12 protein-coding genes are annotated in these 14,521 nt (G+C 54.6%); 11 read left to right on the top strand and 1 reads right to left on the bottom strand.

The window, feature by feature from the left end:
• Positions 1 to 13: 13 nt before the first annotated feature.
• Positions 14 to 1,930: a PTS 2-O-a-mannosyl-D-glycerate transporter subunit IIABC gene (gene mngA, locus AOY24_RS03605; RefSeq protein WP_054176158.1), complete on the bottom strand. Its 1,917-nt coding sequence runs from the start codon at positions 1,928 to 1,930 to the stop codon at positions 14 to 16.
• A gap of 176 nt (positions 1,931 to 2,106) precedes the next feature.
• Between mngA and AOY24_RS03600 the strand changes: the two genes are divergently transcribed.
• The 11 genes from AOY24_RS03600 (at position 2,107) to cobO (ending at position 14,481) form a co-directional block, all read left to right on the top strand.
• Positions 2,107 to 2,826, top strand: a complete 720-nt coding sequence (locus AOY24_RS03600; protein ID WP_044266315.1) for a GntR family transcriptional regulator — start codon at positions 2,107 to 2,109, stop codon at positions 2,824 to 2,826.
• A gap of 496 nt (positions 2,827 to 3,322) precedes the next feature.
• A complete protein-coding gene (gene glmS, locus AOY24_RS03595; RefSeq protein ID WP_043001347.1) occupies positions 3,323 to 3,772 on the top strand; it encodes a methylaspartate mutase subunit S in 450 nt (149 codons plus the stop codon).
• The gene (gene glmL / locus AOY24_RS03590) at positions 3,772 to 5,160 is read left to right on the top strand and encodes a methylaspartate mutase accessory protein GlmL (RefSeq protein ID WP_043001348.1); all 1,389 of its coding nucleotides are present in this window, start codon (positions 3,772 to 3,774) and stop codon (positions 5,158 to 5,160) included. The genes glmS and glmL overlap by 1 nt, the downstream gene beginning before the upstream one ends.
• 18 nt (positions 5,161 to 5,178) lie before the next feature.
• The gene (locus AOY24_RS03585) at positions 5,179 to 6,624 is read left to right on the top strand and encodes a methylaspartate mutase subunit E (protein WP_043001349.1); all 1,446 of its coding nucleotides are present in this window, start codon (positions 5,179 to 5,181) and stop codon (positions 6,622 to 6,624) included.
• Positions 6,624 to 7,865: a methylaspartate ammonia-lyase gene (locus tag AOY24_RS03580; protein ID WP_054176157.1), complete on the top strand. Its 1,242-nt coding sequence runs from the start codon at positions 6,624 to 6,626 to the stop codon at positions 7,863 to 7,865. The genes AOY24_RS03585 and AOY24_RS03580 overlap by 1 nt, the downstream gene beginning before the upstream one ends.
• Positions 7,866 to 7,868: 3 nt before the next feature.
• The gene (locus tag AOY24_RS03575; RefSeq protein ID WP_044256532.1) at positions 7,869 to 9,239 is read left to right on the top strand and encodes an acyclic terpene utilization AtuA family protein; all 1,371 of its coding nucleotides are present in this window, start codon (positions 7,869 to 7,871) and stop codon (positions 9,237 to 9,239) included.
• Positions 9,236 to 9,553, top strand: a complete 318-nt coding sequence (locus AOY24_RS03570; protein WP_042320615.1) for a DUF4387 domain-containing protein — start codon at positions 9,236 to 9,238, stop codon at positions 9,551 to 9,553. The genes AOY24_RS03575 and AOY24_RS03570 overlap by 4 nt, the downstream gene beginning before the upstream one ends.
• A 170-nt stretch (positions 9,554 to 9,723) precedes the next feature.
• Complete coding sequence (locus AOY24_RS03565; protein WP_043001352.1) at positions 9,724 to 11,031, top strand: dicarboxylate/amino acid:cation symporter; 1,308 nt, start codon at positions 9,724 to 9,726, stop codon at positions 11,029 to 11,031.
• A 70-nt stretch (positions 11,032 to 11,101) separates the two neighbouring features.
• Positions 11,102 to 12,103, top strand: a complete 1,002-nt coding sequence (gene glsA / locus AOY24_RS03560) for a glutaminase A (protein WP_044256534.1) — start codon at positions 11,102 to 11,104, stop codon at positions 12,101 to 12,103.
• 113 nt (positions 12,104 to 12,216) lie between these two features.
• A complete protein-coding gene (locus AOY24_RS03555) occupies positions 12,217 to 13,869 on the top strand; it encodes a class I fumarate hydratase (RefSeq protein WP_043001354.1) in 1,653 nt (550 codons plus the stop codon).
• Between the two features lie 9 nt (positions 13,870 to 13,878).
• Positions 13,879 to 14,481 carry a cob(I)yrinic acid a,c-diamide adenosyltransferase gene (gene cobO, locus AOY24_RS03550; RefSeq protein ID WP_044256538.1) on the top strand — a complete coding sequence of 201 codons (603 nt, stop codon included), beginning with the start codon at positions 13,879 to 13,881 and terminating at the stop codon, positions 14,479 to 14,481.
• Positions 14,482 to 14,521: the final 40 nt, after the last annotated feature.

Raw genomic sequence — 14,521 nt, 5'->3', positions numbered from 1 at the left:
TTCCTGTTCAGAATTAAGACATTACGCCATCAGTCGTATATTTACCCTGCTTCACCGCATAGCGTCGCCAGAGCAGCAAAACCAGCGTTGAGATAACGGTTCCCACCAGCGCCGCACCGAACCAGCCTGCCGCGGCCAGTACGCCGCCGTACCCGGCATCGTGCAGCAAAAAGAGTGAAAAAATACCCGCGCCAGGCGTTGAGAGACCAATATTCATCGCCCCAACCATTGCCCCTGTCGCCATTGACCCGAGGACAAAGGAGCCAATCACCCGCACAGGATCTTCAATCGCCATCGGGATTGCCCCTTCTGTAATACCCGCCAGCCCTAGCAGCCATGTGGATTTCCCGGTTTCAATTTCAAACTCTTTAAACAGACGGGGAGAAATTAACGTTGACGCGGTCACCGTAAATGCTGAGACCATTTTGACCGAGGCAAAGATGGCATAAGGACCGTAGACGCCGTTCGCCATCGCCCCCAGACAAAAGGCATAGGCGGCCTTATTGACCGGGCCCCCCAAATCAAATGAACACATAAAGCCGAGAATCGCGCCAAGCAGCAGCGCATTCGCCCCAGATAAACCGTTAAGCCAGGCGGTCAGGCTGTTGTTAATCCATGCCACCGGTTCGCCGACAACAAACAACATCAGGCTGCCTGCCCCCAGCGTACCAACCACCGGATAGAGGTAAAACGACAAAAAACCGTTGAATTTACTGCTCAATCGCAGGTGTTTTTTCACCCAGCGCATCAGGTATCCAGCAATTAATCCCCCTGCGATTGCGCCAAGAAAACCGGAACCAATCATGTTCGCGGCAAGCCCGGCAGCAAAACCGGGTGCCAGTGCGGGTTTATCCGCCAGAGAATACGCGGTGTAAGCCGCCAGTACAGGCACCATCAACACACCGAGCATTCCACCGCCAAGTTTGCGATACATCCACAGCCAGGAGTTCTCCTGTTCGAACAGCGGTTGCAGACCGAATATCTGCGCCAGTAATACCGCGACAGCAAGTACCGTCCCACCCGCAACAATCAGCGGCACAGCAAAGGAGATCCCACTCAGTAAGGCCTGTTTTAACTCCGTCTTAAGCCCTTTAGACTGATGGCTCTCTTCCTGCCGCACGCGCTTGACATTTTGTGGTTCAAGCGCCAACGCTTGCCGGATCAGTTGCTCAGCATGGCGAATCGGTTCGGCGACGGGTACCGTCAGCACCGGGATCCCCGCAAACCGTTCGCTCTCTTTGATTGCCACCTCAGCGGCCAAAATACAGGCACTGGCCGAATTCAGTTGATCTGCCGTTAAGCGCCCTTCAATACCGTTAGCGCCCTGCTTTTCAACAAACACATTGACGCCCAGCTTCCGTCCGGCTTTCTCCAGATATTCCGCCGCCATATAGGTATGCGCGATCCCCGCCGGACAGGCGGTCACACACACAATTGTGGGGGCGTTGAATGGCGTTGCGACCATTGGTCCATGCCCGTTGTCATCCAGCGCCGCCAACAGCTCGTCAGCACTCGTTGCCGCCATAACACGGGCTCGCGTTTCTTCATCAGTCAGCCTCGTGGTGAGCGCGGTCAACAATTGCATATGGGTACTGCCCGCCTCTTCCTGTGGGATGGCGAGCAGGAAAATCAGGTCAACAGCTTCCGGACCGTCGACCCCTTCCCAGCTCAGGGGCTTGCTGAGCGTCGCCACCGCAAAAGCGGCTTCTTTCACAGCCGACGTTTTCCCGTGTGGTACCGCCAGCCCTTCTCCTAACGCAGTCGGTCCGAGGTTTTCACGTGCAAACACGGCTTCCAGAAAGGTATCAGAATCAGCAATTTTGCCCAACGCCGTCAGCCGCTGCGCTAACGTACGAATCGCCTCTTCACGGCTGGTAAACCGGGCGTTCAGGCACAGCGCGTCCCGCTGGGTTAACGTCGTCAGGTTCATCATGATCCTCACAAAATGGTTGTTTTATGTGCGAAGGAGTGTGCCAGACAAAACAATACATTTATGTGATCATTTTCACTTAAAGACGATAATTTGTATTTAATTTGTATTATTTACACATTCAATTCATTAGGCATAATGTGAAAAGTCGTCTTAACAACCTGACAGAAAAAACCATGAGCCGAAAACCACTTTATCGACAGATAGCCGACGGGATCCGTGAACAAATCCAGCGAGGTGAGTTGAAGCCCGGTGATGCTCTGCCGACAGAATCCGCGCTACAGGCGGCATTTGGGGTCAGTCGGGTCACCGTGCGTCAGGCGCTAAGGCAGTTAACCGAGCAGCAGATCATCGAAAGCATTCAGGGCAGCGGCACATACGTTAAAGAGGAGCGGGTTAATTACGACATCTATCAATTAACCAGTTTTGATGAAAAGCTGACCGACCGTAGCAGCGATACGCACAGCGACGTGCTGGTTTTCGAAGTGATTCAGGCCGATGATTTTTTGAAAAATCAATTACAACTGGCTGATGACAAACGGGTCTGGCACGTCAAGCGGGTGCGTTACATCAAGCAAAAACCAGTCGCGCTGGAGGAGACGTGGATGCCGTTGGCATTATTCCCTGATTTAACCTGGCAGGTGATGGAAAACTCAAAGTACCACTTCATTGAAGAGGTGAAGAAACAGGTCATTGAACGCAGTGAGCAGGAGTTGATTCCACTGATGCCCACCGAAGAGATGAGCCGCCTGCTTGCTATCCCGCTCACAAAGCCAATCCTGGAAAAAGTGTCGCGTGGTTTTTTAAAGGGAGGACAGGTATTCGAATACAGTCGCAATGCGTTTAATACTGACGATTATAAATTTACGTTGATCGCCCACAGGAAACAGCGTTAATCGGAGTGCGCTTTAAAACTATTTCGACGAAGTGTTAACTGCTTCACAAATATAAAGGCAATGTAATATGCTGAATTTTTCATGTCCCAACGCGGGAATTTCAAACAACTCACCATCATATTTATCATTTTATTAACAATAATAAAATGGCGTATAGAAACATTATGCTTTATTCCGTTACGCGCCTCACACTTCTTCCTCTAAAATTATTTAAACACCTATTCAGCGCAAAGACAAATAAACAGGATTTAGATCACAAACATAGAAAGCCGTTTAATAGGAATCTATTTATTAAAATATACACCATCCACAATAAAACAAATAAACTATTGATAATAAACATTTTTTAAATTTTCATTCATAGAACAGTCGTTTTTCGAAAGATATTTTGAAAATAGATCAATTGCATCCATCGCGCCTGCCCACGACACTCCGTCCCTATTAAAACATTGCAAAACTTTTTATTTCTTACCCTGAGTCCTGGAGAGGATTACCCATGAAAAAATCAACACTCGTTATTGGCGTCATTGGTGCTGACTGCCATGCCGTAGGCAATAAAGTTCTGGACCGCGTTTTTACTGCCCATGATTTTCGCGTAATCAATCTGGGCGTAATGGTAAGCCAGGATGAATATATCGATGCCGCGATCGAAACCGGCGCCGATGCGATTGTCGTCTCTTCCATTTATGGCCACGGCGACATCGACTGCCTGGGTCTGCGCGAGCGCTGCATCGAACGCGGTATCGGCGACATCCTGCTTTATGTCGGCGGCAACCTGGTGGTCGGGAAGCATGATTTCGCAGACGTCGAAGCCAAATTCAAAGAGATGGGCTTCCAGCGCGTCTTTGCCCCAAGCCACGATCTCGAAGATGTGTGTCAGCTGATGGCAGCGGATATCAACAAGCGCCACGGCATTGAAAAGCGTTGTCTGGAAGAGGCCATCTGATGCAAACCGTCTCTGTCGATATCGGCTCGACGTGGACCAAAGCTGCCCTCTTCGCAAAGGAGGGGGATGCGTTAACACTGGTTAACCACGTTCTGACTCCGACGACGACCCATCATCTGGCGGAAGGTTTTTTCGCCAGCCTGAACCAGGTGCTGAACGTTGCCGATGCGCGCCCACTGCTCAACCGGGGTGAAGTGACCCTGAAATACTCCTCGTCCGCGAAAGGCGGTCTTGCCGTCGCCGCAATGGGACTGGTGCCGTCGATCACTCTGGAATCGGCAAAAGTCACGGCGCATTCCGCCGGGGCAAAAATCGCCCAGTACTATTCGTACAAACTGAATCGCCATGATATTCAGGCGCTGGAAGCTTCACCACCGGACATTCTGCTGTTTACCGGCGGCACCGACGGTGGTGAAGAGAGCTACGGCCTGGCCAATGCGCGCGCCCTGGCAGAGTCCAGCCTCGACTGCGCCATTATCTACGCCGGAAACCGCGACATTCAGGATGATGTCCAGGCGATTCTGGGACACAAAGATCTGACCACGGTAGACAACATTCTGCCCGATCTCGATCACCCGAATCCCTTCGCCGCCCGCAAGGCGATTTGTGATGTCTTCCTGTCCCGCATTGTGAAAGGCAAAGGCCTGGATGTGATTGTCGGTGAAACCGGCGAAGAGCCCATGCCAACACCCTGGACGGTGTACGAACTGGTCAAAGCCATCAGCGAAGTCGATAGCGCGTGGAGAGAATTCATGCTCATCGACATGGGCGGCGCGACCACCGACGTCTATTCCGCCAGTGCCAACACCCTCTCGCCCGATACCGTGCTGCACGGTGTCCCGGAGCCCTTTGTTAAGCGCACCGTGGAAGGCGATCTCGGCATGCGCGTCTCCGCCGTGGTGGTAGGCGAAAGCACCCAGGAACTGGTGAAGGTGGTATTCGCTCAGCAACCGGCACGCCAGGAGGCCTTCTATGGCTACCTGCGTCATCTGGTGGCGCATCCCGATTATCTGCCGCAGAGCGAGGAAGAGAAATACTTTGATTCTCTGTTAGCCGGACTGTGCGTCGGCTATGCCGCCGAGCGTCACGCTGGCACCAAAAAGCAGGTCTGTACCTGCGTTGGCAATGTCGATTTACAGATGGGGCGCGACCTGACCACCGTGCGCAAAGTGGTTGGCTCGGGCGGCTGGCTCTCCCGCGCCAGTCAGTTTGATATCCATCACTGGCTCAAATATCGCGAACTGGACGACGACGGTAGACGCATTCTTTTACCCACTCAGTTTGAGTACTACCGCGACGCAAAAGGTCTGCTCCCCCTGCTGGCAAACGTTGCCAGACTGGATCCCCAGGCCGCTGCGCGCACCAGCATTCACTGTTTAACCCTATAAAACCTAAGGCAGCGACGAATGGAACTTCGAAATAAAAAATTAACCCATGACGAATTTATGACCGAACGGCATCAGGTGTTGCAGACGTGGCATACCGGCAAAGACGTCGAACATTTTGAAGATGGCGTGAAGTATCAGCAGACCATTCCTGAGAAAAAACGTTTCTCTCATGCATTGCTGAAGGCGGATCAGGAAGGGAAAACCCTGAGCCAACCGCGTGCCGGTGTGGCGTTGATGGATGAGCATATCGAACTGCTGAAAACCCTGCAGGTTGAGTGTGACCTGCTGCCGAGCACCATCGATGCCTACACCCGTCTGAATCGTTATGAAGAAGCCGCCATTGGGATCCAGAAATCTATCGAAGCCGGGACCTCAAAACTCAACGGACTGCCGGTGGTTAACCACGGTGTGGCGGCCTGTCGTCGGATGACCGAAGCGCTGGAGAAACCGATTCAGGTCCGTCACGGTACGCCAGATGCGCGTCTGTTGGCGGAGATCGCCATGGCCAGCGGCTTCACCAGCTATGAAGGCGGCGGGATCTCCTACAACATTCCTTACGCCAAGCGCGTGACGCTGGAAAAATCGATTCGCGACTGGCAGTACTGCGACCGTCTGATGGGGCTGTATGAAGAACATGGCATTCGCATTAACCGCGAACCATTCGGCCCGTTGACCGGCACGCTGATCCCGCCGTTCATGTCTCACGCAGTGGCGATTATCGAAGGTCTGCTGGCGCTGGAACAGGGCGTGAAGTCGATTACCGTCGGCTACGGCCAGGTCGGTAGCCTCACGCAGGATATCGCAGCGATTCAGTCCCTGCGTGAACTGTCTCATGAATATTTCCAGAACTACGGTTTTGATGATTACGAGCTGAGCACCGTCTTCCACCAGTGGATGGGCGGTTTCCCGGAAGACGAATCCAAAGCATTCGCCATTATCTCCTGGGGCGCAGCGGTCGCCGGTATGTCCGGCGCGACCAAAGTGATCACCAAGAGCCCGCATGAGGCCTTCGGTATTCCGACAGCGGCGGCAAACGCCCAGGGGCTGCGTGCGTCACGTCAGATGCTCAACATGGTCAGTGACCAGAAATTCCCGCCGTGTGCCGCCGTCGAGCAGGAAGTGGAACTGATTAAGAGCGAAGTTCGTGCGGTTCTGAAGAAAGTGTTTGAGCTGGGCAACGGCGATGTTGCGCGCGGCACCGTGCTGGCCTTCGAAGCAGGCGTGCTGGACGTACCTTTCGCTCCTGCCTCCTGTAACGCCGGTAAAATCCTGCCAGTTCGCGATAACGCCGGGGCGATCCGTATTCTGGAAGCCGGCTCCGTTCCGCTGCCGCAGGACATTCTCGCTCTACACCACGATTACGTCGCCGAACGTGCCCATTTCGAAGGACGTAAACCCTCATTCCAGATGGTTGTTGATGACATCAACGCTGTATCCCACAGTCAATTAATAGGAAGACCATAATGAAAATTAAACAGGCGCTTTTCACCGCTGGCTACTCCTCATTCTATTTTGATGACCAGCAGGCGATCAAAAATGGCGCAGGTCATGACGGGTTCATTTATACCGGTGCGCCGGTTACCCCGGGCTTTACCTCTGTCCGCCAGGCTGGCGAGTGCGTTTCCGTACAACTGATTCTGGAAAACGGCGCCGTCGCGGTGGGTGATTGCGCCGCAGTGCAGTACTCCGGTGCCGGCGGCCGCGATCCGCTGTTCCTGGCTGAACATTTTATTCCGTTCCTCAACGATCATATTAAGCCGCTGCTGGAAGGCCGCGATGTGGATGCGTTCCTGCCGAACGCCCGTTTCTTCGACAAACTGCGCATCGACGGTAATTTGCTGCATACCGCCGTTCGTTACGGTCTGTCGCAGGCGCTGCTTGACGCCACCGCGCTGGCCTCAGGTCGTCTGAAAACCGAAGTGGTGTGTGACGAATGGCAACTGCCGTGCGTACCAGAAGCCATTCCTTTATTTGGTCAGAGCGGCGACGACCGCTACATCGCCGTCGACAAGATGATCCTCAAAGGCGTTGACGTCCTGCCGCACGCGCTGATCAACAACGTTGAAGAGAAGCTCGGTTTTAAAGGCGAAAAACTACGTGAGTACGTGCGCTGGTTGTCCGACCGTATTCTCAGCCTGCGCACCAGCCCACGCTATCACCCGACGCTGCATATCGACGTGTATGGCACCATCGGTCTGATCTTCGACATGGACCCGGTGCGCTGCGCCGAGTATATCGCCAGCCTCGAAAAAGAAGCGCAGGGTCTGCCGCTGTACATTGAAGGCCCGGTCGATGCAGGCAACAAACCGGATCAGATCCGCATGCTGACCGCGATCACCAAAGAGCTGACCCGTCTGGGTTCCGGCGTGAAAATTGTCGCCGACGAATGGTGCAACACCTATCAGGACATCGTGGACTTCACCGATGCCGGTAGTTGCCACATGGTGCAGATCAAAACCCCGGATCTCGGCGGCATTCACAACATCGTTGACGCGGTGCTGTACTGCAACAAGCACGGGATGGAAGCCTACCAGGGCGGCACCTGCAACGAAACCGAAAACAGCGCCCGCACCTGCGTCCACGTGGCTCTTGCCGCCCGTCCAATGCGTATGCTGATCAAGCCGGGTATGGGCTTCGATGAAGGTCTCAATATCGTATTTAACGAAATGAACCGCACCATCGCGCTGTTGCAGACTAAGGATTAAGAGATGGCACGCACATTTAAGATCTTATCGCCGACGGCTATCCTGGGCTATGGCTTCCCGGAAGAGAGCTTTCGTAAAGCCATGGAAGAGTCACCGGATCTGATCGCGGTTGACGCAGGCTCCTCCGATCCCGGCCCCCACTACCTGGGGGCGGGTAAACCGTTTACCGATCGGGCCGGAGTGAAACGCGATCTGCGCTATATGATCACGGCGGGCGTTAAGAACAACATTCCGGTGGTGATCGGCACCGCCGGGGGATCCGGTGCTGCACCGCACCTTGAGTGGTGTCGGCAGATTATCCTGGAGATCGCACAGGAAGAAAAACTGTCCTTCTCCATGGCGCTGATCCCATCGGATGTCAATAAAGAGGTGGTTCACCAGGCGCTGGATAACGGCAAAATCACCGCGCTGGACTTTGTTCCGGCACTGACCCACGAGGCGATCGAAGAGAGCACCTACATCGTGGCGCAGATGGGGATCGAACCGTTCCAGCGGGCGCTGGAAGCCGGTGCGCAGGTGGTGCTGGGCGGGCGGGCTTATGATCCGGCCTGCTTCGCGGCGCTGCCGATTATGCAGGGCTTTGATGAAGGTCTGGCGCTGCACTGTGGCAAGATCCTGGAATGTGCGGCCATTGCCGCCACCCCAGGTTCCGGTTCTGACTGCGCAATGGGGATTATCGACGACAACGGCTTTACGCTGAAGACGTTCAACCCGAAACGCAAGTTCACCGAAACGTCGGCGGCGGCACATACCCTGTATGAGAAATCCGATCCGTACTTCCTGCCAGGCCCGGGCGGCGTGCTGAACCTGAAAGGGTGCAGTTTCAAAGCGGTAAACGATGGCGAAGTGTACGTCAGCGGTTCACGTCATGAAGCAACGCCGTATGCGCTGAAACTGGAAGGCGCGCGTCAGGTGGGCTTCCGTTGCCTGACCATCGCCGGTACCCGCGATCCGATCATGATTGCCAGCATCGACACCATTCTCGAAGAAGTTCAGGCCAGCGTCGCCCGCAACCTCTCGCTGAATGATGACAGCATCCGCATGACGTTCCACCTGTACGGCAAGAACGGCGTGATGGGTAACCATGAACCGGTGCAAACCGCCGGGCATGAGCTGGGCATTTTGCTGGACGTGGTCGCGCCGACGCAGGATATCGCCAACAGCGTCTGTTCGCTGGTGCGATCTACTCTGTTGCACTACGGCTACGAAAACCGGATCGCCACGGCAGGCAACCTCGCCTTCCCGTTCTCGCCATCCGACATTCAAAGCGGGCCGGTGTATGAGTTCTCAATCTATCACCTGATCGAAGCCAGCGACGCCCTGCGTTTTGACTTCCATATCGAACAGGTGACGCCAGAAGGAGTTCAGGCATGAAACACGCTATTTGCACCCTGGCGCAGGTGATTCGTTCTAAAAACGCCGGACCGTATGAACTGGTGTTAGATATTTTATTTAAAACGCGCGAAGACTATCAGCGGGTAAAACGTTCTGAGCAATTAACCCCGCAGTTAATTGCCCGCTTATATAACGTTGAACCTGATTTTATTCATCGCATCGTCTGGTTTGACCCGGCGAATGCCGTAAAAATCGTGATGCCTCGCGATATTATTTCCGGCAACGTTGGTGACAATGATGTTTATGGCGCGCAGCAGCATGCGCCGTTATTAAGTATTGAGTTCGATCTGTAACAAATAAAATACAACAACGTCCATTGGCGTACAGGATTTCGCTGTATCACTGTATTCCAGATAATTCATGCGGTTGGTCATAACCTGCGTGCGCCTGAGCTGCTGTCCTGGCTCTGGCGCACGCGACCCTACAACACTTCACAGACCAGCCTAGATCCGATGGAGTAAACATGAAGAAAATAAGTCTAACAAAAATGATCATATTAGGCCTGATACTCGGCATGATTGCCGGGGTGGCTATTAATAATATGGCATCGGCTGATACAGCAAAATCGTATGCGCAGGATATCTCTATTTTCACCACCATATTCTTACGTATGGTGAAAATGATTATCGCGCCGTTGGTTATTTCAACCCTGGTTGTCGGCATTGCGAAAATGGGCGATGCGAAAACGCTGGGGCGTATATTTTCGAAAACTTTTTTCCTGTTTATTTGCGCCTCACTGCTGTCGATTGCGCTGGGTCTGGTGATCGTCAACCTGTTCCAGCCAGGCGCAGGCATTAACTTTGTTGCCCATGACGCCGGGGCCGTGGCGGCCGTTCAGTCTGAACCGTTCACGCTGAAAGTGTTTATTTCTCACGCCGTACCGACCAGTATCGTTGACGCCATGGCGCGTAACGAAATCCTGCAAATCGTTGTGTTCTCGATCTTTCTCGGCTGTAGCCTGGCGGCGATTGGTGAGAAAGCCGAACCGATCGTGAAGGTGCTCGACTCTCTGGTTCACGTCATGCTGAAACTGACGGGTTACGTCATGCTGTTCGCCCCGTTAACGGTATTCGCCGCTATCTCCGGGCTTATCGCTGAACGCGGGCTGGGCGTGATGGTGAGCGCCGGGATCTTCATGGGTGAGTTCTACCTGACGCTGGGTATGCTGTGGGCGATCCTCATCGGCCTGTCAACGATGATTGTCGGTCCGTGCATCGGTCGCCTGACGAAAGCGATCCTCGAACCGGCACTGCTGGCATTTACCACGTCCAGCTCGGAAGCCGCGTTCCCGGGTACTCTGGATAAGCTGGAGAAATTCGGCGTCTCGTCCAAGATTGCCAGTTTCGTACTGCCTATCGGTTACTCCTTCAACCTCGTGGGTTCAATGGCCTACTGCTCGTTTGCCACCGTCTTTATCGCGCAGGCGTGCAACATTGAGCTGAGCATGGGCGAGCAAATCACCATGCTGCTGATCCTGATGTTGACTTCTAAAGGTATGGCAGGCGTACCGCGTGCCTCGATGGTGGTCATTGCCGCTACCCTCAACCAGTTCAACATTCCGGAAGCCGGTCTGATCCTGCTGATGGGCGTCGATCCGTTCCTCGACATGGGCCGTTCTGCAACCAACGTGATGAGTAACGCCATGGGCGCCGCGATTGTCAGTCGCTGGGAAGGCGAACATTTCGGTTCCGGCTGCCGGGGCACTGCGCCGGTCAAAACGCCAGAACAGGAGCGTCCTGCCACTGAGCCATCAGAAGTGGTGATGTCCTGATGATATCAGGTTGCCGGATAAGCACTCGCCCCTTCCGGCAACATGCCAATCACACCAACAAGGTTGCACCATGAACGTAAAATTCTTCGGCGCGAGCATGTTAACCGCCAGCCTGTTTTTTAGCGCCGCCGCGCTGGCGCAAACGGCGCCGGACTACGCCGCATTGATCGAACAGGCACACCAGAAATACAAAAGTAACAACGACGGCAAAGTCGCCGACTACATCCCTGCCCTTGCCACTTACAGCCCCAACAACTTCGCCATTACCCTCGCTACCGTTGACGGCAAAATTTACCAGGCAGGAGACATCAACAAAGCATTCCCGATGGAATCGCTGAGCAAAGTCTTCACCCTCGCGCTGGCGATGGAACAGCACGGGCCACAGGAGGTGCTGGATAAACTCGGCGCTAATGCCACCGGCCTGCCCTTTAATTCCGGTCTCGCGGTCGAACTCACGAAGGGCGCACCGGAGAATCCGCTGGTCAATGCAGGTGCCATGAGTACCGTCAGCCTGATTGACGCCAAAGACAAAACCGACCGCTGGAACAAAATCCTCACCAACCTGAACGCCTGGGCCGACGCCACGCTCACGGTCAATGAACCGGTATTCAGATCGGAAATGGAGACCAACCAGCACAATCAGGCGCTGGCGCAACTGATGGCATCGTACAACAGCTTCTACGGCGATACGCAGGAGGCCGTAGAGATTTACACCCGCCAGTGTTCAGTAGACGTCACCGTTGAGCAGCTTGCCAAAATGGGTGCCGTGCTGGCCAACAAGGGTAAATCGCCGTTCAACGGCAAACAGTTGCTCAATGAGCGCTATGTACCGCAGGTGCTGGCTGAAATGGCCATCGCCGGTCTCTATGACGGCAGCGGAAAATGGCTGTACACCGTCGGTATTCCGGCGAAAAGCGGCGTCGGCGGGGGCATGGTCGCGGTGGTACCGGGACAGTACGCCATTGCCGTTTACTCACCGCCGCTGGACAGCGCCGGGAACAGCGTGCGCGCCCAGCAGACTATTGAATATGTTGCCCATGCAACACAGGCCAATCTCTTTATGGCGCATTAAGTGGATGCCGGATGGCGCTCATGCGCATCCGGCCTACGAATCAGGCATTTTTGTAGGTCGGATACGGCGCGACGCCGCCCTCCGGCGATATCAACCTTAACGTGAGAAGTAACATGTCTAAACCCTTTGTCTGGCAAGAACTCTTTGTACAAAGCAAAGAGAGTACGGAATACGAATTACTGAGCAATCAGCATGTTACGGTGACAGAGTTAGATGGCGAAGAGGTCATCAAAGTGGCGCCGGAAGCATTAACGCTGCTGGCGCAACAGGCATTCTATGAAGCATCGTTCTTCCTGCGCTCCGGACATTTAAAGCAGATCGCCAGCATCCTGCACGATCCGCAGGCCAGCAGTAACGACAAATATGTCGCCCTGCAACTGTTACGTAATGCGGAAGTGTCGGCGAAAGGCGTGCTGCCGAACTGCCAGGACACGGGTACAGCGACAGTGGTCGCCAGCAAAGGCCAACAGATATGGACCGGCGGCGATGACGCCGAAGCGCTTAGCAAAGGGATTTACACCACCTTTAAAGAAAATAACCTGCGCTATTCGCAAAACGCCCCACTGGATATGTATACCGAGGTGAATACCGGCACCAACCTGCCGGCGCAGATCGATATCAGCGCCACACCGGGTAACGAATACCGCTTCTTGTTTGTCAATAAGGGCGGCGGCTCAGCCAACAAGGCGGCGCTGTTCCAGGAGACCAAATCGATCCTGCAACCGGAAAAGCTCACCGCATTCCTGATCGAGAAGATGAAATCACTGGGCACCGCAGCCTGCCCGCCGTATCACATCGCTTTTGTCGTCGGCGGTCTCTCCGCAGATCAGGCGCTCAAGGTCGCCAAACTGGCCTCAACCAAGTATTACGACAACCTGCCCACCAGCGGTAATGAGCTGGGTCAGGCGTTTCGTGACACGGCGCTGGAATCCGCGCTGCTCAATGCCAGCCGTGAATTTGGCATTGGCGCGCAGTTTGGCGGTAAATATTTCGCCCATGATATTCGCGTAATTCGTCTGCCGCGCCACGGCGGCTCCTGCCCGATCGCGATGGCGCTCTCCTGCTCCGCCGATCGCAATATCAAAGCGAAGATCAACAAACACGGGATCTGGCTGGAAAAACTCGAGCATAACCCAGGTAAATTTATCCCTGAATCCAGCCGCATCGAGAACAGCGCACAGAGCGTAAACCTGGATTTGAACCGTCCGCTGCGCGAGATCCTGCATGATTTATCCGCCCTGCCAGTCGGCACGCGGCTTTCACTAAACGGCCCGATCGTCGTCGCCCGCGACATCGTGCATGCCAAACTCAAAGAGCGCCTGGACAACGGCGAAGCGATGCCAGCGTACATGAAAGATCACATTGTCTACTATGCCGGCCCGGCTAAAACGCCGGATCAGATGGCCTGTGGTTCGCTCGGGCCAACCACCGGCGGGCGCATGGACGGCTATGTCGACGCTTTCCAGGCCGCTGGCGGTAGCCTGATCATGCTGTCCAAAGGCAACCGCAGTGCGCAAGTCACCGAGGCTTGCCATAAACACGGCGGATTCAACCTCGGCAGCATCGGTGGCGCCGCCGCCTTGCTGGCGCAGCAATACGTGAAAAGCCTGCGCTGCCTCGAATATCCCGAACTGGGAATGGAAGCGGTCTGGATGATGGAAGTTGAAAACCTGCCTGCCTTCGTGCTGGTAGACGACAAAGGAAACAACTTCTTCAGTCAGTTTGAACAACAGCATCGTTGTGCATCCTGCCCGGCAGGACATTAAGGAGCGTTTATGCAAGCGCGAGCCAATGGCGACCGTCATCGCCAGCGTCAGCAAAAGCTGAAAGAACAGGTGGAAATCCGTGTGGCCGCCGCCACGGAACAAAAAGGGATTTTGATCGTATTTACCGGAAATGGAAAAGGGAAATCCACGGCCGCCTTTGGCACTGCCACCCGTGCGGTGGGTCACGGTAAAACCGTTGGCGTCGCGCAGTTTATCAAAGGCCAGTGGGATAATGGCGAATACAACACCCTGCATCCACTGGGGGTTGAGTTTCACATTATGGGTACCGGGTTTACCTGGGAAACGCAAAACCGCGAGGCGGATATCGCGGCGGCGCAGACTGTCTGGACAGAGAGCAAGCGCATGCTGGCCGATGCGCATTACGATCTGGTGGTCCTGGACGAACTTACATACATGCTGGCGTATCACTACCTGGATACTGACGAGGTGATTGCCGCCATTCGGGAGCGTCCGGCGCAGCAGAGTGTGATTGTGACCGGGCGAGGGTGTCACGCGCAGTTACTGGAGCTTGCCGATACGGTGAGCGAACTGCGCCCGGTCAAGCATGCGTTTGACAGCGGTATTCAGGCTCAGGCAGGAATTGACTGGTAGTTACGTCGTTGCCGGATGGCGCATGCGCTTATCCGGCTTC

Origin of the sequence: Citrobacter sp. CtB7.12, assembly GCF_001297795.1 — a bacterium.
Taxonomy (GTDB): domain Bacteria; phylum Pseudomonadota; class Gammaproteobacteria; order Enterobacterales; family Enterobacteriaceae; genus Citrobacter_A; species Citrobacter_A amalonaticus.
This window is presented reverse-complemented; position numbering and strand designations above follow the sequence as displayed.